The 23265-nt window shown below is 52.3% G+C and carries 17 protein-coding genes; 4 read left to right on the top strand and 13 right to left on the bottom strand.

Annotation, left to right across the window (positions count from 1 at the left end):
- Positions 1-27 precede the first annotated feature (27 nt).
- Entirely contained in the window at positions 28-297 is a 270-nt protein-coding gene (locus tag AB8809_RS12465) for a YciN family protein (RefSeq protein WP_180776824.1), read from the bottom strand.
- A gap of 405 nt (positions 298-702) precedes the next feature.
- On the opposite strand from AB8809_RS12465, the gene topA reads away from it, so the two are divergent.
- Together topA and cysB are read left to right on the top strand one after the other, a co-directional pair.
- Positions 703-3303, top strand: a complete 2601-nt coding sequence (topA, locus tag AB8809_RS12460; RefSeq protein WP_349856694.1) for a type I DNA topoisomerase — start codon at positions 703-705, stop codon at positions 3301-3303.
- Between the two features lie 380 nt (positions 3304-3683).
- Positions 3684-4658, top strand: a complete 975-nt coding sequence (gene cysB / locus AB8809_RS12455; protein ID WP_349856693.1) for an HTH-type transcriptional regulator CysB — start codon at positions 3684-3686, stop codon at positions 4656-4658.
- A gap of 138 nt (positions 4659-4796) precedes the next feature.
- On the opposite strand, the gene dtpA is transcribed toward cysB, so the two are convergent.
- From dtpA to AB8809_RS12395, 12 genes are all read right to left on the bottom strand, one after another.
- A complete protein-coding gene (gene dtpA / locus AB8809_RS12450; protein ID WP_180776822.1) occupies positions 4797-6317 on the bottom strand; it encodes a dipeptide/tripeptide permease DtpA in 1521 nt (506 codons plus the stop codon).
- A gap of 619 nt (positions 6318-6936) precedes the next feature.
- Positions 6937-9399: an aminotransferase class V-fold PLP-dependent enzyme gene (locus AB8809_RS12445; RefSeq protein ID WP_369986517.1), complete on the bottom strand. Its 2463-nt coding sequence runs from the start codon at positions 9397-9399 to the stop codon at positions 6937-6939.
- Between the two features lie 348 nt (positions 9400-9747).
- Positions 9748-10383 (bottom strand): endonuclease III, encoded by a 636-nt coding sequence (nth, locus tag AB8809_RS12440; protein WP_349856691.1) that lies wholly within the window; start codon positions 10381-10383, stop codon positions 9748-9750.
- Positions 10380-11087 (bottom strand): electron transport complex subunit E, encoded by a 708-nt coding sequence (locus tag AB8809_RS12435; protein ID WP_182099699.1) that lies wholly within the window; start codon positions 11085-11087, stop codon positions 10380-10382. Before AB8809_RS12435 ends, nth begins: the two co-directional genes overlap by 4 nt.
- On the bottom strand, positions 11084-11713 hold the full coding sequence (gene rsxG, locus AB8809_RS12430; RefSeq protein ID WP_349856690.1) for an electron transport complex subunit RsxG: 630 nt from the start codon (positions 11711-11713) through the stop codon (positions 11084-11086). The genes AB8809_RS12435 and rsxG overlap by 4 nt, the downstream gene beginning before the upstream one ends.
- A gap of 10 nt (positions 11714-11723) precedes the next feature.
- Positions 11724-12779 (bottom strand): electron transport complex subunit RsxD, encoded by a 1056-nt coding sequence (gene rsxD / locus AB8809_RS12425; protein ID WP_349856689.1) that lies wholly within the window; start codon positions 12777-12779, stop codon positions 11724-11726.
- A complete protein-coding gene (gene rsxC, locus AB8809_RS12420) occupies positions 12780-15179 on the bottom strand; it encodes an electron transport complex subunit RsxC (protein ID WP_369986516.1) in 2400 nt (799 codons plus the stop codon).
- Complete coding sequence (gene rsxB, locus AB8809_RS12415) at positions 15172-15750, bottom strand: electron transport complex subunit RsxB (protein WP_015840258.1); 579 nt, start codon at positions 15748-15750, stop codon at positions 15172-15174. The genes rsxC and rsxB overlap by 8 nt, the downstream gene beginning before the upstream one ends.
- Complete coding sequence (gene rsxA, locus AB8809_RS12410) at positions 15750-16331, bottom strand: electron transport complex subunit RsxA (protein ID WP_015840259.1); 582 nt, start codon at positions 16329-16331, stop codon at positions 15750-15752. Before rsxA ends, rsxB begins: the two co-directional genes overlap by 1 nt.
- A 226-nt stretch (positions 16332-16557) precedes the next feature.
- Positions 16558-16773, bottom strand: coding sequence for a transcription modulator YdgT (ydgT, locus tag AB8809_RS12405; RefSeq protein ID WP_015840260.1), 216 nt, complete (start codon positions 16771-16773; stop codon positions 16558-16560).
- Between the two features lie 252 nt (positions 16774-17025).
- On the bottom strand, positions 17026-18531 hold the full coding sequence (araA, locus tag AB8809_RS12400) for an L-arabinose isomerase (RefSeq protein WP_349855951.1): 1506 nt from the start codon (positions 18529-18531) through the stop codon (positions 17026-17028).
- Positions 18532-18567: 36 nt separating this feature from the next.
- Positions 18568-20268, bottom strand: coding sequence for a ribulokinase (locus tag AB8809_RS12395; RefSeq protein ID WP_182099703.1), 1701 nt, complete (start codon positions 20266-20268; stop codon positions 18568-18570).
- Positions 20269-20640: 372 nt separating this feature from the next.
- Here AB8809_RS12395 and AB8809_RS12390 point away from each other — a divergent pair, with 372 nt between their 5' ends.
- Both AB8809_RS12390 and araG read left to right on the top strand, forming a co-directional pair.
- Positions 20641-21624 (top strand): arabinose ABC transporter substrate-binding protein, encoded by a 984-nt coding sequence (locus AB8809_RS12390; protein ID WP_015840263.1) that lies wholly within the window; start codon positions 20641-20643, stop codon positions 21622-21624.
- A 110-nt stretch (positions 21625-21734) separates the two neighbouring features.
- On the top strand, positions 21735-23258 hold the full coding sequence (gene araG, locus AB8809_RS12385) for an L-arabinose ABC transporter ATP-binding protein AraG (RefSeq protein WP_349855950.1): 1524 nt from the start codon (positions 21735-21737) through the stop codon (positions 23256-23258).
- Positions 23259-23265 lie beyond the last annotated feature (7 nt).

Genomic DNA, 23265 nt, shown 5'->3' with positions numbered 1-23265 from the left:
ATGCCCGCAGTTCGCGGGCATTTGCTTTTAATCAATCAGATAATATTTTTCGGATAAAACATGTGCAAGATGCTTGAACATGTTAAATACCGCAGTGCTTTTTAAGGTTGGCATTCCATTCTCATCGAGAAAAAACTCACCGCGAAAAACCAGCACGCCGTTTTTTTGTTCTACGCTATCAGCGACCATGCCATGCAAATAGTCATCGTGATGTTTAATGATGTCATTGGCTTCAACTAATAAGCTCTGGCGGTCAATAGGACGCTTTTCTTCGTTAACCTGATGTTCAGGTGACATGATTCTTACTCCTGTACTCACCCTTGAAAAGGGGGTAGTTGCACGCTATCTACAATGCGCAGTCTATCAACGGAATGCGATTTATTAACGACGTTACTTCGAAAACCGATACCGCTATTTCAACAATCAATACGGCTATTTCAAATAGTCGCATCAAGGGAAAGGGTACTGCGATACGGTTTCAGCGTAAAGGGTAGATTATAATGCAAATGGGCTACATTTTAGGGGCTTACCTGCCGATATTCCGTATGGCAGGAAGCGGATAAAACCGGATTTCCATGCTAATTAGGTTGCGTGGCAGTATTTATCAGGTAGAGTGTGGGATTTTGCGCAGTCAGTAGAATCCGCTCTGGATGCCCCGAAAAATATCTGATTTTCAGAAGAATTCAGCAGGTAATAGTACATATGGGTAAAGCTCTCGTTATCGTCGAGTCCCCGGCAAAAGCCAAAACGATCAATAAGTATTTAGGCAATGACTACGTGGTGAAATCCAGCGTCGGTCATGTACGCGATTTGCCGACGAGTGGCTCAGTCAGTAAAAAGAGCGCGGACTCAACGACTAAAGATAAAACGAAAAAGAAAGTCAAAAAGGATGAAAAATCCGCGCTGGTTAATCGTATGGGCGTCGACCCTTACCATGGCTGGCAAGCCAACTACGAAATACTGCCGGGTAAGGAGAAGGTTGTCTCCGAATTAAAAACGCTGGCGGAAAATGCCGACCACATCTATCTCGCAACCGACCTTGACCGCGAAGGGGAAGCCATTGCCTGGCACCTGCGGGAAATCATTGGTGGTGAAGATGAGCGTTTCAGTCGCGTGGTGTTTAACGAAATCACGAAAAATGCCATTAAACAGGCGTTTGAAAAACCAGACACGTTGAATATTGACCGCGTTAATGCACAGCAGGCGCGTCGGTTTATGGATCGCGTGGTGGGTTACATGGTATCCCCACTGCTGTGGAAAAAAATCGCCCGCGGCCTGTCCGCCGGACGCGTGCAGTCGGTTGCGGTTCGCCTGATTGTCGATCGCGAACGCGAGATCAAGGCGTTTGTGCCGGAAGAATATTGGGAACTGCACGCCGATTTACTGGCAGGCAGCGATATTCAACTGCAAATGCAGGTAACGCACCACAGCGGCAAGCCGTTTAAACCGGTTAATAAAGAACAAACGCAGGCTGCGGTTAGCCTGCTTGAAAACGCCCGCTATGTGGTTGCCGATCGTGAAGATAAACCGACCAGCAGCAAACCGGGCGCGCCGTTCATTACCTCAACGCTGCAACAGGCCGCCAGTACACGCCTTGGCTTTGGCGTGAAAAAAACCATGATGATGGCACAGCGTCTGTATGAAGCGGGCTACATCACTTACATGCGTACTGACTCAACGAACCTCAGTCAGGATGCCTTGACGATGGTGCGTGGCTATATTGGCGAAGAATTCGGCAAGCGTTATCTGCCCGAATCCGCGAACCTTTACAGCAGCAAAGAAAACTCTCAGGAAGCGCACGAAGCAATTCGTCCTTCCGATGTTGGCGTGCTGGCCGACAGCCTGAAAGATATGGAAACCGATGCGCAGAAGTTGTATCAGTTGATTTGGCGTCAGTTCGTCGCCTGTCAAATGACGCCTGCGCAATACGATTCCACCACGTTAATCGTGGAAGCGGCCGATTATCAACTGCGTGCGAAAGGCCGTACGCTGCGTTTCGATGGTTGGACGAAAGTCATGCCTGCGCTGCGTAAAAATGATGAAGACCGCACATTGCCAACCGTAGCGGTGGGCGAAGTGCTGTCACTGCAGAAACTGCTGCCAGGACAACACTTCACTAAACCGCCTGCGCGTTACAGCGATGCCTCACTGGTTAAAGAACTGGAAAAACGCGGTATTGGCCGTCCGTCTACCTACGCGTCTATTATTTCAACCATTCAGGATCGCGGCTATGTCCGAGTGGAGAACCGTCGTTTCTACGCCGAGAAGATGGGCGAAATCGTTACCGATCGGCTGGAAGAAAACTTCCGCGAGTTGATGAATTACGATTTCACCGCGCGGATGGAAAGCCGTCTCGATCAGGTCGCCAATAATCAGGCGGAATGGAAAGCGGTGTTGGATGAGTTCTTCAACGAATTCAGCCAGCAGTTGGAAAAAGCAGAGCAGGATCCGGAAGAAGGCGGCATGCGTCCCAATGCGATGGTGTTGACCAGCATTGACTGTCCGACGTGCTCTCGCAAAATGGGGATTCGTACCGCCAGCACCGGGGTGTTTCTGGGCTGTTCCGGTTATGCACTGTCGCCGAAAGAGCGCTGCAAAACCACGATCAACCTGATACCGGAAAACGAAGTGCTGAACGTGTTGGAAGGCGATGATGCTGAAACCAACGCGCTGCGTGCCCGTCGCCGCTGTGAAAAATGTGGTACGGCGATGGACAGCTACCTGATTGATAATCAACGTAAACTGCATGTTTGCGGGAATAACCCAGCCTGTGACGGGTATGAGATCGAAACTGGCGAGTTCCGCATTAAAGGCTATGATGGCCCGATTGTTGAGTGCGAAAAGTGTGGCTCCGAGATGCATCTCAAAATGGGACGCTTCGGTAAGTACATGGCGTGCACCAGCGAGACGTGCACTAACACGCGTAAGATCTTGCGTAATGGCGATGTTGCGCCACCGAAGGAAGATCCGGTTCCGTTGCCTGAGCTGCCTTGCGAGAAGTCCGATGCTTATTTCGTATTGCGTGACGGTGCAGCAGGGGTGTTCCTTGCCGCTAATACGTTCCCGAAATCTCGTGAAACGCGGGCACCGCTGGTAGAAGAATTAGTGCGCTTCAAGGATCGTCTGCCAGAAAAACTGCGCTATTTGGCGGAAGCGCCAGTGGTCGATAAAGATGGCAACAAGACGCAGGTGCGTTTCAGCCGTAAGACCAAACAGCAATATGTCTCGTCAGAAAAAGACGGCAAGGCAACGGGCTGGTCAGCGTTTTATATCGATGGCAAATGGGTTGAAGGCAAGAAGTAACCACCTTCTGCCATCTTACGCATAATCCCGTTATGTGTGAGCAATAGCGACATCAAGCCAGCCGCAAGGCTGGCTTTTTCGATCGCAGAAAATCTCCAGATAAAACAGAGATATGAAGATTGTCCTACGGTAGCATGAGGATTGTTGATCCGTGATAGAGAATCATGCGGTTTACCTCGGTGATAATCGCACGTACTGCGTTCTTTATCGCTATCACCATGTAAAAATGGTTATATAAAAATAATTTTTATGATTAAATGACATTAATTGATGGAAATATACGCCAGATGATTAAGGCGTAGTCAAAATCAATAAAACGGAACGTCGTCAGAACGTCGTGAGATGCCACGTGCACACTTCAATTGGGAATGGGATAAATTATGAAACTACAACAGCTTCGTTATATTGTTGAAGTTGTTAATCACAACCTGAATGTGTCTTCTACCGCAGAAGGGTTGTACACCTCCCAGCCGGGGATCAGTAAGCAGGTCCGCATGCTGGAGGATGAGTTGGGCATTCAGATTTTTGCCCGTAGTGGAAAACACCTGACACAGGTGACACCAGCCGGACAGGAAGTCATCCGCATTGCACGTGAAGTGTTGTCGAAAGTCGATGCCATCAAAGCGGTTGCCGGAGAGCACACTTATCCCGATAAAGGGTCGTTGTACGTGGCGACCACGCATACGCAGGCGCGCTATGCGCTGCCAAGCGTGATTAAAGGCTTTATCGATCGCTATCCCCGCGTGTCGCTGCACATGCATCAGGGGTCACCGACGCAGATTGCGGAGGCTGTTGCGAAAGGGGCTGCGGATTTTGCTATTGCGACCGAAGCGCTCCACCTGTACGACGATCTGATCATGCTGCCGTGCTACCACTGGAACCGCGCGGTGGTGGTAAAACCCGATCACCCGCTGGCCTCCAAAACAGATATCTCCATTGAAGAGCTGGCCGCTTATCCCATCGTCACCTATACCTTTGGTTTTACGGGGCGCTCCGAGCTGGATACCGCGTTTAACCGTGCGGGGTTGACGCCGCGTATCGTCTTTACTGCCACGGATGCCGATGTAATTAAAACCTACGTGCGTTTAGGGCTGGGTGTAGGGGTGATTGCTAATATGGCGGTCGATCCGCAAACGGAAACCGATCTGGTGACCATCAACGCGAACAGTATTTTCAGCTACAGCACAACGAAAATTGGCTTCCGTCGCAGTACGTTCCTGCGTAGTTACATGTATGATTTTATCCAGCGTTTTGCTCCGCATTTAACGCGTGATGTCGTCGATACTGCCGTTGCGCTGCGTTCAAATGATGAAATAGAAGCGATGTTCAAGGATGTCACGTTGCCGGTGAAGTAAGCGTCATTTAGGGCGGATCAACCAACGTAAAAAAGCCAGACATTGTCTGGCTTTTTATCATTTATATCATTTATATCATCAAACGCTTTGCTCATCGCACCTCACACGTTCATTGGCGTGAGGTGCTCAGGCTGGTTATCAGGCGGATGCTGTCGTAGTGGCGGCGTCCGCAGGAACGTCGGTAGCGACATCTTGCGTCATGCGCGTCAGTTTTGGCGCGGTCAGCAGCATTAGAACGGCGATGATGCCCGTAACGATACCAATCTGCATGAAGACATTGCTGTAAACCTCAAGGGATACGTGCGGGTCTACGACGTTCTCAGGCACGGCCATCATGTTAGCGACGTAGCCTGCGATAATGGCGGCACCCGCTGATGTCAGGAACCAGGCGCCCATGATGAAGCCCATCAGGCGCTGTGGCACCAATTGAGCGACCATCGCCAGCCCCAGACCGGAAATCATTAATTCCCCGATACTTTGCAGGCCATAGCAGAGGATCAGCCAGTTAACGGACACGATACCCTGTTCGTTTGCCATGCTGGCGCCCCACGGCAGTACCAGGAACGCGCCGGAGCACAGCACCATACCAATCGCAAACTTGTGCGCCATCGGCAGTTGGTCGCCCATTTTGTTGTAAACCGCAGCCAGAAGCGGGCTGGCAACCATGATCCAGAATGGGTTGAGTGCCTGATACTGCTCCGGCTCAAAGGCAAAACCTAAAATAGAGTGCTCAACGTTGCGAATCGCAAAGAAGTTCAGCGATGTTGGCATCTGGTTGTACAACACAAAGAAGACCACGGCCTCCAGCATGAGCAGAAGCGCAACGATCATTTTCCGGCGTTCAGCACCGCTCACCGCCAGCATTTCTTTGATGAAGATGGCGACAACGGCCAGTGAAATGATGGTCAGAATCCAACGGGCAACGCCCTGATTGTGCAGCAGCCAGGTGGAGAGCGCGACCAGCACAACGATACCCGCGAGGGTAATGACCAGTTTTTTCAGGTTGATTGGTTGGAAATCTGGCTGAGAACCTTGTGTGCTAACCCACTTACGGCAGAACATGAAGTTAACCAGCGTCAGAATCATACCGACTACGCTCAGGGAGAAGGCAACGCTCCAGCCATAGTTCGCTGCAAGCACCGGTGTTGCCAGCATAGAGAAGAAGGAACCAATGTTCACCGCCATGTAGTACATAGTGAAGGCGCCATCCAGACGTGGATCGTCCTTCGCATAGCAGGTAGACAGCAGGGCTGACGGGTTGGCTTTAAACAATCCGTTACCGACGGCAATGGTTGCCATACCGATATAAACCCACGCCACGCTGTGGCCTGAATAGGCAATCATGGTGTAACCGATCGCCAGCACGATAGCACCCAGCACGATCACACGTTTGGTGCCGAGGACCTTATCACCCAGCCAGCCGCCAATAGCGACGAAACCGTATACCAGCGCGCTGAACGAGGAGAAAAGGGTGATGGAGTCGGTTTCGGACATACCCAGCATTTTGACCAGATAAACGGCCATGATGCCTTGCAGGCCGTAGTAACCAAAACGCTCCCACAGCTCAATGCTAAAGATGAGATAAAACGCTTTTGGTTGTTTGAAAGCGTTCATACTGACGCTTTCGGTAGATTCGCTGTTGTTGTTTGCTGTTGACACAAAGACCTCTGATTTCACATATCTCGTTTTTTTTAACGAGAAAATAACAAGAGTGAGGCAGTGAAACTGCGACCTCTTTTCATTGTTATGGGGAGGAAAAACGGCGTTATATTGACGTTATTTTACGGACAGGCAAGCTTTTTGACATGTTTTGTTACAAGTGGATTTTGTTACGGGATAAAACCATAAATCAAATGTTATGCAGAGTTTAATTTCATATCTTGCTTTCACTTCAAATTATTATCTCGGTTTTACGTTTTTGTTTTCCCGTGAAGGGATATAATCTGCCTTTTAGTTAAAACCAAGACAATATCATTAACTATGAATGAATATGCGGTTTAATCTTTTGCATATTACTAAATATGCAGTGAGTATAAAAATCGATCAAATGCACGTAATAAGATGAATATAGGGATAATCACTCTAAGTGACTTTCAATCACTAAATTTTCTATTAAAAATAACTTATTAGCCTTAAATAGTGGTTATGTGTGTTTTTATACAGGCTTTTTGATAGAAGAATATGCTACAACATAGGATTTGGGGAGCAGCGAAACAGTAACCGCAGTTAAGCGGTTACTTTAAATAGCCATTAAATTAAATATTAATGTGCTACGCCATTATTCTAATGATGTTGAAATGAAGGCCGGAAAGGTCGAACTGGACATTGCCATCTCAAAACTCTCTGCTTCAGTGTTCAAAAGCCCCTTCGCAAACAGATAAAAACAATAAACGTCGCGGAAGTTCGAACCCAGACCAAGTGAAACACGTATTGCTCCGCAGTGGCCCTTGCTGAGGATCTTGTCATCAAAGGTTTTGCAGTCGAGGATTTTTTCATACTTATCAAGCTCACAGTGTTCCGCTCCGGCAGTAGTGTATGTCGCCTGCTGAACAGTGCCCAGATTGCAGAAACACCCGTTACGCACAATGATTCCCACGTTCTCCAAAGCTTGCCTGATCAAGGCGTGGGAGAAGATGGCGTTATTGCAGTCGAAAAAATTTAGCATCACTGTGGCCCCTTTATTTTTCACCGACAGTCCATACACCTGACAGAGAGGGGTACCGAGTTTAGTGCTGTGCCGAAGTTCTGACAGTTTCAGCTCAAGCCATCGCGCAAGAGCAGATGAACGTCTCTCAACCTCTTCAAGTCCCAACTCGGAGAGAAACTGAAATCCCAAGGCAATGGCATGGAAGGAGGCATAGTTTGTCGTACCGATCTCAAATCGCCGACCATCATCACGGTACAGCAGTCGCTCCGTTGGAGACCACGGTCCCGAGTAGTAGCACACGGCACCGCCAGCAAAGGAGTGCGGCACCAGTTTATCCAGCGATGACCTCCTGGCAATAAGACAACCAGCACCGGTCGGATAACCAAACATCTTGTAAAAGGAGATAGTCATAAAATCTGGCTGGTGTTGCGAATAATCCAGTCTGGACTGCGGGACAAACGCAGCTGCATCCAGCAAAACCATGGCTCCGTTCTCCTGTGCGGCATTAACCCACTTCAGGTTGTGCCTGATACCGGTGGCGTTTGACTGCGCCGGGTAGGCCAGCAGATGGGTATGCCTGGGGGACAAATTATCCAGTGCCCGCCGCATTGAACTGTCAGGGATCTGGAGAGCCTGGTCCAGGGGAATATATTTTACCTGTGCCCCCTTTGATTTAGCGTATTCCCGAATGCTGTGGACAGAGGTGTGATTATCTTTGGTCAGCAGAACTTCTGTTCCATTTTCGTAGGGGAACGATTCCGCCACAAGGCGGATAGCACTACTGGCGTTAGCGGTGAAGATGATTTCATACTCATCTGGTGAACAGTTGAAAAAGCGATAGATCGCCTGACGGGCCTGCTCATAAATTTCCTCGGAAGTCCTGGAACCACTGTGTGGATTGCCCAGGATAGTGTTCCTGAGCATCTGGTAATTCCCTTCAATAAGACACAGTGGTGCCAGCGTGCCACCTACATGGTCCAGATAGGTCACCTTGCGAGAGTCCATACGTGAAAAGTTGCGTGCCCGAAGCGCTTCAACCTTGGCTTCAGGGTATGTGGGATATTCGGACAAGAATGCCTGCTTCATTGCCAGATACTGCTGTAGTGGTTGAGAATTTTGCAGCAAGGGCGGTAATGTCTTTCTCTTCCTGAATGCTTCTGGCGTTAGTTGATAAAACGCGGCCAACTCTGCAAATTCAGGACCCGGAGCCTTTTTAACAGACGTGTTGCCCGTTTTATCGACCTGTCCGCGTATCAGCCAGGCTTCGACCTGATAGTGTCGGTCCGGAACCTGCGCATTAAAAGCGCGGAGCATGGTATCCAGATGTTGCTCTCGCATGACGCTGTCACACTGGTTGAACTCTTCCAGAAGAATGCAGGCATTAAAGAGGAATTCACGCGTATCATCGTCACTAAGCTGAAAACTCATGGGGTACAGGGTCACGCTCTCATCGGTATTCTGACACAGTCCCTCAAGGGAGAAGGCCCGGGTGATGGGAGAGTGATCGCTCAGGCTAAGCGCTGCGTCCATAATTGCAGAGGGGATACCAAAATATTTCTGCGATTCACTCCGCGCCAGATCGAATAACTCGTTGTAATGAAAAACCGTGCCGTAAATTTTTCCACCGGAACGTAGCACCCGTTTAAACTCACGGGCGATCCGAACTTTGTCCGGCGGGAACATCAGCCCAAAGCCACACACGATAATGTCAAAACTGTTGTCTGCAAAAGGCATATCGGCCATGTCCACATCCGCCATGAAGGTGACATCCCGCCTCATCTCATCACTGACCACACGCTGTGCCATGTCAATTGCGATCTTCGACAAATCGGTCGCGGTGAGTTGGATATTTAGTGGCTTTGCCAGCCCCTCATAGATTGCAGTGGTGATTCGGCCTGTTCCACAAGCTACCTCCAGGATGCGGGTGGGCGGCGTCCTGGTATCAATATCTTTTCGAATCTCGTTGACAAGCAGTTCTCCATAGGGTTTGTAGAGTCTGGATCCTAGGACTCGCTCATAGAATTCCGTGAACGTACTCAATGACCATTGTTGATCTGACACAACCTTGCAGTGATGCTGTGCTGAATTATTCATTGTCGGGTATCCAAAATTATCGTGGTCAACGATAACAGACCACAGTTTTAGCATTGTTTCGGAATCTTTTTCCGATTCATCGGGCGTCACTCCGCTGGGGCCTGTGCATAATTTCAGGGTTCTATGAACCGTCTGATTCATACAGGCCTGTATACCGCTTCAAAACGTAGTTCATACTATTCTTTGTGCAAATCCCGTGAAAATGGACGGCTGAACGTTATGTCCATAATGAAAATAAACGAGGAAATGACAGGGTCATTCTGACTGTAGGATAACTAAAGACGAGGCGGAGTGAGGAATAACGGAGAAGGCGGTCTGGTGAGTGGGTTTCTACCAGACCACAAGAGATTAGGCGTCGATCTTCTCACCAAATTCGCACAAATCTTCAATCAGGCAGGAACCACAGCGTGGTTTGCGTGCGATGCAGGTGTAACGACCATGCAGAATTAGCCAGTGATGGCAGTCGACTTTAAATTCTGCTGGAACGACTTTCAGCAGTTTTTCCTCTACCTGCTCAACGTTTTTACCCAGCGCAAACCCTGTGCGGTTGCTGACACGAAATATGTGGGTATCAACAGCAATGGTCGGCCAGCCAAACGCGGTATTCAGAACCACGTTTGCGGTTTTCCGTCCAACACCCGGTAAGGCTTCCAGTGCCGCGCGATCTTCAGGAACCTGTCCCTGATGCTTTTCCAGCAATAGACGGCAGGTTTTGATGACGTTCTCCGCCTTGCTGTTAAACAGACCGATGGTCTTGATGTAGTCTTTCACGCCGTCCACACCGAGTGCGAGCAGGGTTTCCGGCGTATTCGCGACAGGGTAGAGTTTTGCCGTTGCCTTGTTGACGCTGACATCGGTTGCCTGCGCAGAAAGCAGAACGGCGATGAGCAGCTCAAACGGTGTACTGAACTGCAATTCAGTCGTGGGATGAGGATTGTTAGCGCGTAAACGCGTCAAGATCTCAATCCGTTTGGCTTTGTTCACAGCGATTCCCCTACGGTGCCGGTTGCCGGCGCGGCTTTCTCTTCGGTGACAGCAGCGCGAGCTCGACGTTGTTTCATTTTCTCATCGATCAAATATTTCGCAGCCAGCAACAGTCCCAGACCAATAAAGGCGCCCGGTGGTAGCATCGCCAGCAGGAACGGGGAGTCAAGGTGTACAACCTCGATACGGAGAGATTTAGCCCAACTACCCAACAGCAAATCCGCGCCGTCGAACAGCGTGCCGTTACCCAGAATTTCGCGTAAAGAACCGAGCACTACCAGCGCGCTGGTGGCTCCCAGCCCCATCGCCAGGCCGTCAATAGCCGAAGGGAAGACGGCATTCTTGGACGCGAAGGCTTCGGCGCGACCGATAACGATACAGTTCGTCACAATCAGAGGAATAAAGATCCCCAGCGACTGATATAAGCCGTAGGCATAGGCGTTGATCAACATCTGCACGGTGCTGACCACCGAGGCGATGATCATGACGTAAATAGGAATACGAATTTCCGCTGGCACCCAGCGGCGTAGCGCAGAGACGGCCATGTTGGTACAGGTGAGTACCAGCGTGGTTGCCAGTCCGAGCCCCAACGCGTTCGTTGCGGTGGATGACACGGCGAGCAGGGGGCAGAGACCCAACAATTGAACCAGTGCCGAGTTGTTCTTCCATAACCCTTCAATAAAAAGTGCTTTGGTCTGACTCATTGGTTCTCTCCACAGGCGGATAGCGTGTTGATTTGTGACGGCAGCGTTTGCAGGTAAAGCGCGCTGCGTTTTACGCTATTAATGACGGCGCGTGGCGTAATCGTAGCCCCGGTAAATTGATCAAACATTCCGCCTTCTTTCTTCACTGCCCAGCGGGCATCTTGCTCGCTCTGTACCGTTTGTCCGCTGAATCGGGTGATCCAGTCAGAGATGCGTACTTCGATTTTATCACCCAGCCCCGGCGTTTCATGATGCTCGGTTACACGAACGCCGAGTACCTTGCCATGAAAATCGGCGCCAACCAGCAGCTGAATAGCACCAGAATAGCCATCTGGCGCGGTACTTTCTAGTGCTGCGGCAACAGGTTCACCGTTTTGACGGGCAATAAACACGCGGTGCGGCGCTGACGATCCTAACGCTGGATTAGTGACAATGTAACACTCTTTTTGCATGTCACTGTTGTATAGCTCTGCCGGAACTACCTGATCCAACAGCATCTTTTGCTGCAACATTGCCTGATGCGAGATCGTGGGTTCCGTCAGCATATTCACCACGGCAGTGACTGCGGTAGTGAAGGCGGCAAACAGGGCCAGTGTTGTCGCGTGGCGACGCATTGTTGTTATCATGAACGTCCCCTCAGCGACGGTGGCCGTAAGCGCGCGGCTTGGTGTAATAGTCGATCAGCGGCACGGTGATATTCGCCAGCAAAACGGCAAACGCGACGCCGTCCGGATAGCCACCGTAAGTCCGAATTAACCAGACCAGTAACCCAATCAGCGCGCCAAAAATTAGACGGCCACGGTTTGTGGTCGAGGCGGTAACGGGATCGGTCGCAATGAAAAAGGCACCGAGCATGGTGGCACCGGACAGTAAATGCAGCATCGGCGGAGCGAATTTCTCCGGTGCGATAACCCAGCTTAGCGAAGCGCAGAACATCAGTGACAGCAGGAAACTGACCGGAATATGCCAGCGAATGGTGCCGCGCATTAGCAAAAACAGCCCGCCGATGAGAAAACCGATATTCACCCACTGCCAGCCAATGCCAGACAGCGATTGCGCAAACATCGGCTGTTGCAGAATGCTCTGCGGCGTTTGGCCGGATCGCAGACTGGTTTTAAAGGTATCCAGTGGGGTAGCCTGACTGATGCCGTCAACGTTATGCATCAGCTGCTGCATGGTGTATCCGTCAGGCGTATGTCCGGTAAAAATAATGATTAACGCATCATGGAAACCGACGGGGATGGTTTGCAGTGGCACAGGTGGCAGCCAGCTTGTCATCTGCACCGGGAAAGAGATCAGTAGCACCACATAGCCAATCATCGCGGGGTTAAAGGGGTTTTGCCCCAGTCCGCCATACAGCTGTTTGGCGATAATGATAGCGAAGACGGTTGCCATGACCACCATCCACCAGGGGGCAAGCGGCGGCAGGCTGATGCCGAGCAGCACGGCAGTCAATAGTGCAGAATTATCCGCCAGCGTCGTACGTACGGCAAACTTTCTGAGTGACAGTGTCACGCCTTCTGCGATGAGTGCCGTGGCTGACGCTAGCCCGACCTGAATCAGATTGCCGTAACCAAAGAAATAGACCTGTGCCAGCATGCCGGGCAGACAGGCCAGAATCACCAACAGCATGATGCGCTGTGTGCGCTGCTGGTTATGTGTAAACGGTGAACTCGCAATTCTAAAAGCCATTTATTCCTCTTGATGTGACGATGCCTGCGCGGCTTTACGGGCTTTAACGCGAGCGATAGCGGCAGCAACAGCAGCCTTGCGGGGATCTTCCGGCTCTTGTGTTTCAACGACCGCAACAGGTTCTGCAACTATGTCAGGGGCAACCGATGAAACGGATCCCTCGACGTTTGTCGCCGTCTGCTGGGCAGCCTTACGGGCTTTAACGCGAGCGATGGCAGCGGCAACAGCAGCCTTGCGGGGATCTTCCGGCTCTTGTGTCTCAACGACCGCAACAGGTTCTGCAACTACGTCAGAGGCAACCGATGAAACGGGAGCTTCTGCGTTTGTCGCCATCTGCTGTGCAGCCTTACGCGCTTTAACGCGAGCGATGGCGGCAGCAACAGCAGCTTTGCGCGGATCGTCCGGCTCTTGTGTTTCAGCGGCCGCGACAGGTTCTGCAACTACGTCAGAGGTAACCGATGACACGGGAGCTTCTGCGTTTGTCGCCATCTGCTGTGCAGCCTTACGCGCTTTAACGCGAGCGATGGCGGCAGCAACAGCAGCTTTGCGCGGATCGTCCGGCTCTTGTGTTTCAGCGGCCGCGACAGGTTCTGCAACTACGTCAGAGGTAACCGATGACACGGGAGCTTCTGCGTTTGTCGCCGTCTGCTGTGCAGCCTTACGCGCTTTAACGCGTGCAAGAGCGGCGGCGACTGCTGCTTTGCGAGGATCATCAAGCTCGGTGGAAGGCACGTCGACCGTTGGTGTTTCCTGTTGCGCCTGGTTTTCACGCGCTCGCTCTTCACGAACTAATGCCTTCCGTGCCGCGCGTGCGGCGATGGCTGCACTGTTATCCGGCTGCGCATCAGGCATAACCGCGATTGGTGCCCCAATCTCTGTTGTGGCGCTTTGCTTGCGACGCACGCGTTCCAGTGCTGCCTGGACGGCATCTTTATCGCTAGTGGATACGCCAGCCGCTGCCTGTTTATGGCGCAGTTCGCGCGCGGCTTTTTCCCGTTCCAGACGCGCCTGTTTAGCATCAAAGCGCACTTTAGCCTGCGCGGCACGCTGTGCGTCTTCGTCGATTGCCCGAATTTCGGCTTTTTCCTGACGGTAATACTGAACAAGTGGGATGTTGCTGGGGCAGACGTAAGCGCAGGCACCGCATTCGATGCAGTCAAACAGATGGTGATTGCGCGCTTTTTCGTGTTCCTGCCCGCGGCTGAACCAGTAAAGCTGCTGTGGCAAAAGGCCTGCCGGACAGGCATCGGCACATTGGCTACAGCGAATACAGGACTGCTCTTCGGCAACGGGCTCCATTTCCGTATGTGACGGTGCAAGCAGGCAGTTGCTGATTTTGACGATCGGCACATCCAGTGACGGCAGGGTAAAGCCCATCAGCGGACCGCCCATCACTACCATCGGCTGCTTATTGACATGGAAGCCGCCCTGTTTAAGTAGGTGACGCACTGGCGTCCCCAGCCGCGCCCACACGTTACCGGGTTGGCGTAAGGCTTCACCAGTGAGCGTCACCACGCGTTCGGTGAGCGGCTCGCCGTCGATCACCGCACGTTTGATGGCGAAGGCCGTACCGACGTTCTGCATTAGCACGCCAATCGCGGCGGAGTGTTTCCCGAACGGGACTTCTTTGCCCGTCAGAATCTTGGTGAGCTGCTTGGCGCCGCCTGATGGATACTTGGTGGGGATGACGCGCAACTGCATATCGCTGCGTTTACCCAACGCCAGCCGCAGGGCGCTGATGGCTTCCGGTTTGTTATCTTCGATCCCGATCAGAATACGTTTCGGCTGCAACAGGAATGACAGAATCTCGACGCCCTGAATTATCTCGTCGGCGCACTCCTGCATGAGTCGATCGTCGGCGGTGATATAGGGTTCACATTCTGCGCCGTTGATGATCAGGGTTTCAATCCCACGAATCCCACCCTGTAACTTGGCGGCGGTAGGGAACCCTGCGCCGCCCAGTCCTGCAATCCCCGCCTGATGCAGGTGGGCAAGCAGTGTGTCGGTGCTCTGTGTTTGATAATCCGCCAAAGTCTGGCGATCGCACCAGCGATCTTCACCATCCGGCACGATAATGATGCTGAGTTCGGACAAGCCAGAAGGATGTGCCGTCGTGTGCTGACGGATTGCGTTCACCGTTCCCGACGTTGGTGCGTGAACGGGCAAGGTGCGGCCTCTGCCTCGGGTGAGCGGTTGGCCGCGCAGCACTTTATCGCCGACGCTGACGCAGATCTCTCCTTCCGGCCCAAGATGCTGCTTGAGTGGAATAATGAACTGTTCTGGCAGAGGAATCTGGCGCAGTGGCGTCCGGCTGGACTGCGTCTTCATTTCCGGCGGATGGATGCCGCCGTCGAAATCCCAAATCCTGTCTTTTTTAAAGGCGGAAAACAGCTTAAGCATGTCGTTCTACTTGAATAACGCGTACTGGAATCGTATCGAGATCCCATTTCCAGTTAGCGGGAGTCGGAGCGATAGGACGTAATTCGATACAGTCCGTAGGGCAAGGGGCGACGCAGAGATCGCAGCCAGTACATAAATCGCTCACGACGGTGTGTACCGCTTTGGTACTGCCGATGATGGCATCAACCGGGCAGGCCTGAATGCACTTGGTGCAACCGATGCAGTTGCTTTCGTCGATCCAGGCAACCTGACGCGCAGGCGCTTGCACGTCGGCATCGCCTTCCAGCGGCTGAGGATCGACGTTAAGTTTTTCAGCCAGCTTCAACATCATCGCTTCGCCGCCGGGGCCGCACTTATTAATATTTTCCCCATTCAGCGCGACGGCTTCGGCGTAAGGCCGGCAGCCAGGGTAACCGCACTGGCCGCACTGGCTTTGTGGCAGCATCGCTTCCACTTCTTCTACGATCGGATCATTTTCGACTTCAAACCGACGGGAGGCGTAACCGAGCACCAGACCGAATGCCAGCGCGAGGGCGCTTAATGCCGCAATGGCAATCCAGATAGTGCTCATCAGAATTTCACCAGTCCGGTAAAGCCCATAAACGCCAATGACATGAGGCCTGCGGTGATCAGCGCGATAGAAGAACCCCTGAACGGCGCGGGAATATCCGACACGGCGAGGCGTTCGCGAATGGCGGCAAAAAGCACCATGACCAGCGAGAAGCCCGCAGCACCGCCGAAGCCATAAATCGTCGATTTCAGGAAACCGTGCGATAGATTGATGTTAAGCAGGACGACACCAAGCACCGCACAGTTGGTGGTAATCAGCGGCAGGAAAATCCCCAGCAGACGATACAACTCCGGGCTGACTTTGCGTACGAACATCTCGGAGAATTGCACCACAACGGCGAGCACCAGAATAAACGCCATGGTGCGTAGATAGAGAATATCGAGCGGAACAAGAATAAACTCGTTAACCAGCCAAGAAAACATGGAGCCGACGGTCATGACGAACGTGGTCGCCATTCCCATGCCAATCGCCGTCTCCAGCTTTTTGGACACGCCCATAAAGGGGCACAGCCCAAGAAACTTCACTAAGACGAAATTATTTACCAGAAGGATGCTAACAAAGAGCAATGCGTATTCGGTCATTACGGTGCCTACAAAACAAAACCGGACTATTATCAGGCATTGTCGGGTTTTCGACAACATACCCAAAGTAGGGTTATCGACGTCCCCTGCAAGGGACTAAAGGTTAGTTGTTCTGAATAAGAGAAACGCCGGGCTGTCAGACGGTCACGCAAGGTGCGTTCTGAGCAATAGCCCGGGAGGAAATTATTGCATAATTATTCTTTTTATCGCTGATGACTATTTATCATTACAGGACGTGGTACCAGACGGATTTCGGCACGCAGCCGATATCGAATAAGCGCCCGCCAGACACCAGTTCAGCCCGCCGATGATCCGCGGCACGATACATGTTGATGATTTCCTGACTGTCTGTCAGAGAGTAATTGAGGTGATCAAAGAGTTTTTCCAGACTTTCTGTTGAGCTGACTTTTCTGAATTTAAGCAAATAGTCATGAACGGTCATGGTGATTGGTCTAATAGTTATGTGATTGAGATGACTAAGTATATGCAAGCGAGAAAGCCTGTCTAGAGGGCGATGTAATAAAGTACGCTTATTTTTCAACAACAAACAAATGAAAATGAAAAATAATGAATTGACACGAAAAGATGCTGAATGCTAAGTCGAGATGCTAAATAGCGAGTGGGAAGGGTGAATGCCTATAAAGGGGCAGATTGTGTGGGAATCTGCCCCTGATGTTTGCTTCTAACGATGCTTCTAGCGACTACACAGCTTGTAGTACACCTCGTTCCAGCGCAGCGCATCTTTGAATTCGTGGAGTCGGGTTTCGTTGTCGATCACCAACAGTTCAATGTTCTGCATCTCGGCGTAGAGCCGCATGTGTTCGAGATCTAACGCCTGACTAAAGACGGTGTGATGCGCACCGCCAGCCAGAATCCAGGCTTCGGCCGCCACGTCCAGCGACGGTTGCGCTTTCCAGATGGCGCGGGCAACCGGCAATTTCGGCAATGGGTGCGGCTGTTCGATCGTATCGACCAGATTAACCAGCATTCTGAAACGGTCGCCCATGTCGATCACACTGGCATTCAGTGACGGCCCGGCTGGCGTGGAGAAAATCAACCGAGCAGGGTCGGCTTTTCCACCAATGCCAAGGTATTGCGCATCCAGAATCGGTTTCTGTTCTTTCGCAATGGTGGGGCAGACTTCCAGCATATGGGAGCCAACGACCAGATCGTTACCATTCTGGAAGTTATAGGTGTAATCCTCCATGAAGGACGTTCCGCCCGACAAACCGCTGGCCATCACTTTCATGATGCGCAGTAGCGCGGCGGTTTTCCAGTCGCCTTCGCCACCGAAACCATAGCCCTGTTGCATTAGACGCTGCACCGCCAGCCCCGGCAGTTGTTTCAGGCCATACAGGTTTTCAAAATCGGTAGTGAACGCATGGTAGCCGCCTTGTTCCAGAAAGCGTTTCATCCCGAGTTCGATCTGTGCTGCATCCAGCAGGTTCTGGCGGTTAGCGCCGTTGAGTTTCACCGCATCCGTTAACTGGTAGCTGGCTTCGTATTCGTCGACCAGCGCATTGATATCGCCTTTGGATACGGCATCAACCACGGTAGTTAAATCACCCAGTCCCCAGGCGCTGACGGAATAACCGAACTGGATCTGCGCGCCGACTTTATCGCCTTCGGTGACGGCGACTTCACGCATGTTGTCGCCAAAGCGCGCGACCTTCAGCTGTTTACTTTCCTGAATGGCGGCAGCTACCCGCATCCATTTTCCGATACGGGCATGGGCGTTTTTATCCTGCCAGTGGCCGACGACGACCTGATGCGCCTGCCGCATCCGGGCGCCGATAAAGCCAAATTCGCGTCCGCCGTGCGCGGTCTGGTTCAGGTTCATGAAATCCATGTCCATGGTGTCCCACGGCACTTCGGCATTGAACTGGGTGTGGAATTGCAGCAGCGGTTTACTGAGGATACTCAGGCCGCCAATCCACATTTTGGCTGGAGAGAACGTATGCAGCCAGGTCAGCAGGCCGATACAGTTATCCTGGTAGTTGGCATCGCGACACAGCGCCAGAATTTCGTCCGGTGTTTTCACCAGCGGTTTCAGCACCAGCTTAACCGGCAGGTTCGCCTGTTGATTCAACCCGGCGACGACCTTTTCCGCGTTCTCTTTTACCTGACGCAACGTTTCCGGCCCGTAGAGGTGCTGGCTACCGATGACGAACCAGACTTCAAGCTGCTTAAAATGATCCATGATGACTCCTGTAACGTGATCCCCAGAGGGATAAAATTAGTTTTTTGCCGTAGACGTTGGGCTATAGGCCGGTTCCGCGAGGCGACACCACTGCTGATAGCGCGCATAAAGCTGCTGATAACGGGCAACGCGCTGGCTGTCCGGCATTAAGGTGCGTTCGATGCCGCTGGCCATATGCTGCTGTGCTGTTGGAATATCTCCGTGAACGCCGGCGGCGACGGCGGCAAAGATTGCCGCGCCGAGCGCACAACACTGATCGGAAGCGACGATCTGCAAAGGACGATTCATCACGTCGGTACAGACTTGCATGATGACGGGAGATTTTCGCGCGATGCCGCCCAGTGCCAGCACGTTCTCGACGGGGACACCCTGATCTTCAAAGCATTCCATAATCGCGCGCGCGCCAAAGGCGGTCGCCGCAATAAAGCCGCCGAACAGCGTGGGGGCGTCGGTACCCAGATTGAGATCGGTAATCACGCCTTTTAGGCGCTGATTGGCGAACGGCGTTCTACGGCCGTTAAACCAGTCCAGCACGACAGGCAGGTGATCCAGCGTGGGATTTTCCGCCCAACAGCGGGTAAGCCGTTCCAGCAGCTTGGCTTCCATCGCCTGTAAGGACGTTTTGAGTTCGGGATGACCTTGTTCGGCATAGTCTTTTGCCGCTTCCTGCAATGACCAGCCCAGCAGTCGCCCAAACCAGGCGTACATATCGCCGAAGGCGGACTGTCCTGCTTCGAGACCGATATAGCCGGGGATGACGCTGCCGTCGACCTGCCCGCAGATACCGGCGATGGTGCGATCGGCTATGCGTGCGTCGTCGGCAATCAGAATGTCGCAGGTAGACGTACCAATCACTTTAACCAGCGTATACGGCTGTGCGCCTGCACCAACGGTACCGACGTGGCAGTCAAATGCACCGCCTGCCAGAATAACCGTCTCGGGAATGCCGAGCCGCTGCGCCCATTCGGCGGTAATCGTGCCCACCGGCTGTTCGGCGGTCCAGGTATCGGTAAACAGCGGGTACTGTAATGTCTCGGTCAGGCAGGGATCGAGTGCGTGTAGGAAGTCTTTTGGCGGCAGTCCACCCCAGCTAGGGTGCCAGAGTGATTTATGTCCGGCACTGCATCGACCACGGCGGATATCGGCAGGCGCCTGCGTACCGGAAAGCAGGGCGGGCACCCAGTCGCACAGTTCTATCCAGGAGACCGCAGCCTGACGCACGGCGGCATCTTCACGCGAGACATGCAGGATTTTGGCCCAGAACCATTCGGACGAATAAACGCCACCGATATAACGGGTGTAATCCGGAAATTGGCCGCTCCGGCACAGCGTATTAATCGCTTCCGCTTCTTCTATTGCCGTGTGGTCTTTCCACAGCACAAACATCGCATTGGGGTTGTCAGCAAATTCGGGGCGCAGCGCGAGGATCTGACCGTGTTCATCAATCGGTGCGGGGGTGGATCCGGTCGAATCCACGCCGATGCCGATGATGTGTTGTCGCTGTTCGTTCGTCAGGCGGGAAACTACCACCTTAATCGCCTGTTCCAGCGATTCGATATAGTCCAGTGGATGGTGTCGGAACTGGTTGTTGGCAGGCTGACAATATTTACCCTCGCGCCAGCGGGGGTAGTAGACCACTTCTGTTTCCAGCTCTTGCCCGCTTTGGCAGTCAACGGCTAAGGCGCGTACCGAATCACTGCCGAAGTCGAGGCCAATCGTAATAGCGCCCGCACTCATGCTTTGCTCCTCATTAATCCCAGATCGTTGGTGTTTACGATAGGCAGGGAGACGAAGAGGCGGTTAGGAGCGGTTAGCTGGAAGTATGTATTTTTCTGTCGCCAGCAGCCATTTTGTGAAGCCCGTCAAAGGTTAATGATTGGTTAAAATCGCTAAATGTATGTACAAACCTGCCATTGTTCCGGGATGTGATAAAGCTCTATATTCGGACCGAAAATAACGACTAAAACATAAAGCGTCTGAATGCTACTGAGTAAAGGATTGCGCTAAGTCTGTGTTTTTCCTTTATCCAGACCGGAAATACCTTACCCACAACGTGAACGCGTTTCGGCGTTGCTGGCGAACGAAAAGATAATTACACCGGAGAACATCATGCATAAATTCACTAAGGCGCTGGCAGCAATCGGGTTGGCTGCGGTTATGTCACAATCAGCTATGGCAGAGAACTTAAAGCTGGGATTTCTGGTTAAACAACCGGAAGAACCCTGGTTCCAGACCGAATGGAAATTCGCGGATAAAGCAGGAAAAGATCTCGGTTTTGACGTGATAAAAATTGCGGTTCCCGATGGGGAAAAGACCCTGAACGCGATTGACAGCCTAGCGGCCAGTGGAGCAAAAGGTTTCGTTATCTGTACGCCCGATCCGAAATTAGGGCCTGCCATTATGGCGAAAGCGCGCAGCTACGATCTGAAAGTGATCGCGGTTGACGATCAGTTTGTGAATGCCAAAGGCCAGCCGATGGATACCGTGCCGCTGGTGATGATGGCCGCTACCAAGATCGGTGAGCGTCAGGGGCAGGAACTGTATAAAGAAATGAACAAACGCGGCTGGAAAGTGGACGAAACGGCCGTGATGGCGATTACCGCGAACGAACTGGACACCGCGCGCCGCCGTACCTCGGGTTCTATGGATGCGCTGAAGGCCGCGGGCTTCCCGGAAAAACAGATCTATCAGGTGCCGACCAAATCTAACGATATCCCCGGTGCGTTTGATGCCGCTAACTCCATGCTGGTGCAGCACCCCGGTGTGAAAAACTGGCTGATTATCGGTATGAACGACAATACCGTGCTGGGCGGCGTGCGTGCGACGGAAGGTCAGGGCTTTAAAGCGGAAAACGTGATTGGTATCGGTATCAACGGCGTGGATGCGGTCAGCGAGCTGTCCAAAGGTCAGGCGACAGGCTTCTTTGGTTCACTGCTGCCAAGCCCAGATATTCACGGCTACAAGAGTATCCAGATGCTGAATGACTGGGTCACCAAAGGCGTAGAGCCCGAGAAATTTACCGAAGTGACCGATGTAGTGCTGATCACTCGTGACAACTTTAAGGTCGAACTGGAGAAAAAAGGCCTGATGTAATCACGCCTGATTTCGTAAAGACGCGGATAACGCCGATCGGCATACGCTGGTCGACGTTATCCTGATCGAAGTTATCCGCGCTCTACCTGCATCGTTATGAGGAAACAGACATGACAGCACAGTCACCCTATTTGTCGTTTCATGGGATTGGCAAAGAATTTCCCGGTGTTAAGGCACTTTCGGATATCAGTTTTGCCTGCCATGCCGGCCAGATCCATGCATTGATGGGGGAAAACGGGGCGGGCAAATCGACACTGTTAAAGATCCTGAGCGGCAACTATTCTCCGTCAGCGGGTGAAATCCATATTCAGGGCAAACCCGTGCAGTTTACTAACACGATGGATGCCCTGAATGCGGGTGTTGCCATCATTTATCAGGAACTGCACCTGGTGCCGGAAATGACGGTCGCCGAGAACATCTATCTGGGGCAACTGCCACATAAATACGGCATGGTGAATTATTCGCTGCTGCGCTATGAAGCCAAGCTCCAGTTACAGCATCTGGGATTGGATATCGATCCTGATACCCCGCTGAAATACCTGTCTATCGGGCAATGGCAGATGGTGGAAATCGCCAAGGCGCTGGCCCGTAACGCCAAAATTATTGCTTTTGATGAACCGACCAGTTCGCTGTCTGCCCGTGAGATCGAGCAGCTGTTCCGCGTGATTACGGAATTGCGCAGCGAAGGCCGGGTCATTTTGTACGTTTCGCACCGGATGGAAGAAATTTTTGCGCTGAGCGATGCCATTACCGTGTTTAAAGATGGCCGCTATGTGCGCACGTTTGACGATATGCTGCAGGTAAACCATGAATCGCTGGTTCAGGCGATGGTAGGGCGTAACCTGGGGGATATCTATGGCTATGCGCCGCGTCCGCACGGTGAAGAACGTTTGACGCTGAAAGACGTGAAAGCGCCGGGCGTGAAATCTACCGTTTCCCTGAACGTGAAGCAGGGGGAAATTGTCGGGCTATTTGGTCTGGTTGGCGCTGGCCGCAGCGAGCTGATGAAAGGGCTGTTTGGCGCGACCAAAATCACTGGCGGTCAGGTGCTGCTGGATGGCAAGCCGCTGGTGGTGAATTCCCCCATCGACGCGATTCGCCAGGGCGTGATGCTCTGCCCAGAAGATCGTAAAGCGGACGGTATCATTCCTGTCCACTCGGTGCGTGACAACATCAATATCAGTGCGCGGCGTAAGAGCCTGAAAGCCGGTTTTATTATTAATAACCAGTGGGAAGCGGATAACGCCTCGAAACGGATTGCGGCGCTGAATATCAAAACGCCGTCCGATGAACAGCTGATTATGAATCTTTCCGGCGGTAACCAGCAGAAAGCCATTCTTGGCCGCTGGCTGTCCGAAGAGATGAAGGTCATTTTGCTCGATGAGCCCACGCGCGGCATTGACGTCGGCGCGAAGCACGAAATTTATCATGTCATCTATGAACTGGCGAATCAGGGGATCGCGGTGCTGTTTGCTTCCAGCGATTTACCAGAAGTGCTTGGGCTGGCCGACCGGATTATCGTCATGCGCGAAGGGGCTATCTCCGGCGAGCTGCTGCATGCCGATGCCACAGAGCAGAAGGTGCTCAGTCTGGCTATGTTACGAACCCCCGATATCGAATCTGCGGTTGCCTGACCGCGAA

It is taken from the genome of Pectobacterium aroidearum, assembly GCF_041228105.1.
In the GTDB taxonomy this organism is placed as follows: domain Bacteria; phylum Pseudomonadota; class Gammaproteobacteria; order Enterobacterales; family Enterobacteriaceae; genus Pectobacterium; species Pectobacterium aroidearum.
Note: the sequence above shows the minus strand (reverse complement) of the source record. Positions and strands in the feature narration are given on the sequence as shown.

Coding starts and splice junctions, on each gene's coding strand:
- topA (WP_349856694.1), top strand. CDS start 703: ATGGGTAAAGCTCTCGTTATCGTCGAGTCCCCGGCAAAAGCCAAAACG.
- AB8809_RS12465 (WP_180776824.1), bottom strand. CDS start 297: ATGTCACCTGAACATCAGGTTAACGAAGAAAAGCGTCCTATTGACCGC.
- AB8809_RS12395 (WP_182099703.1), bottom strand. CDS start 20,268: ATGAGTGCGGGCGCTATTACGATTGGCCTCGACTTCGGCAGTGATTCG.
- araA (WP_349855951.1), bottom strand. CDS start 18,531: ATGGATCATTTTAAGCAGCTTGAAGTCTGGTTCGTCATCGGTAGCCAG.
- araG (WP_349855950.1), top strand. CDS start 21,735: ATGACAGCACAGTCACCCTATTTGTCGTTTCATGGGATTGGCAAAGAA.
- rsxA (WP_015840259.1), bottom strand. CDS start 16,331: ATGACCGAATACGCATTGCTCTTTGTTAGCATCCTTCTGGTAAATAAT.
- rsxB (WP_015840258.1), bottom strand. CDS start 15,750: ATGAGCACTATCTGGATTGCCATTGCGGCATTAAGCGCCCTCGCGCTG.
- AB8809_RS12435 (WP_182099699.1), bottom strand. CDS start 11,087: ATGAGTCAGACCAAAGCACTTTTTATTGAAGGGTTATGGAAGAACAAC.
- rsxC (WP_369986516.1), bottom strand. CDS start 15,179: ATGCTTAAGCTGTTTTCCGCCTTTAAAAAAGACAGGATTTGGGATTTC.
- AB8809_RS12390 (WP_015840263.1), top strand. CDS start 20,641: ATGCATAAATTCACTAAGGCGCTGGCAGCAATCGGGTTGGCTGCGGTT.
- rsxD (WP_349856689.1), bottom strand. CDS start 12,779: ATGGCTTTTAGAATTGCGAGTTCACCGTTTACACATAACCAGCAGCGC.
- ydgT (WP_015840260.1), bottom strand. CDS start 16,773: ATGACCGTTCATGACTATTTGCTTAAATTCAGAAAAGTCAGCTCAACA.
- rsxG (WP_349856690.1), bottom strand. CDS start 11,713: ATGATAACAACAATGCGTCGCCACGCGACAACACTGGCCCTGTTTGCC.
- cysB (WP_349856693.1), top strand. CDS start 3,684: ATGAAACTACAACAGCTTCGTTATATTGTTGAAGTTGTTAATCACAAC.
- AB8809_RS12445 (WP_369986517.1), bottom strand. CDS start 9,399: ATGAATAATTCAGCACAGCATCACTGCAAGGTTGTGTCAGATCAACAA.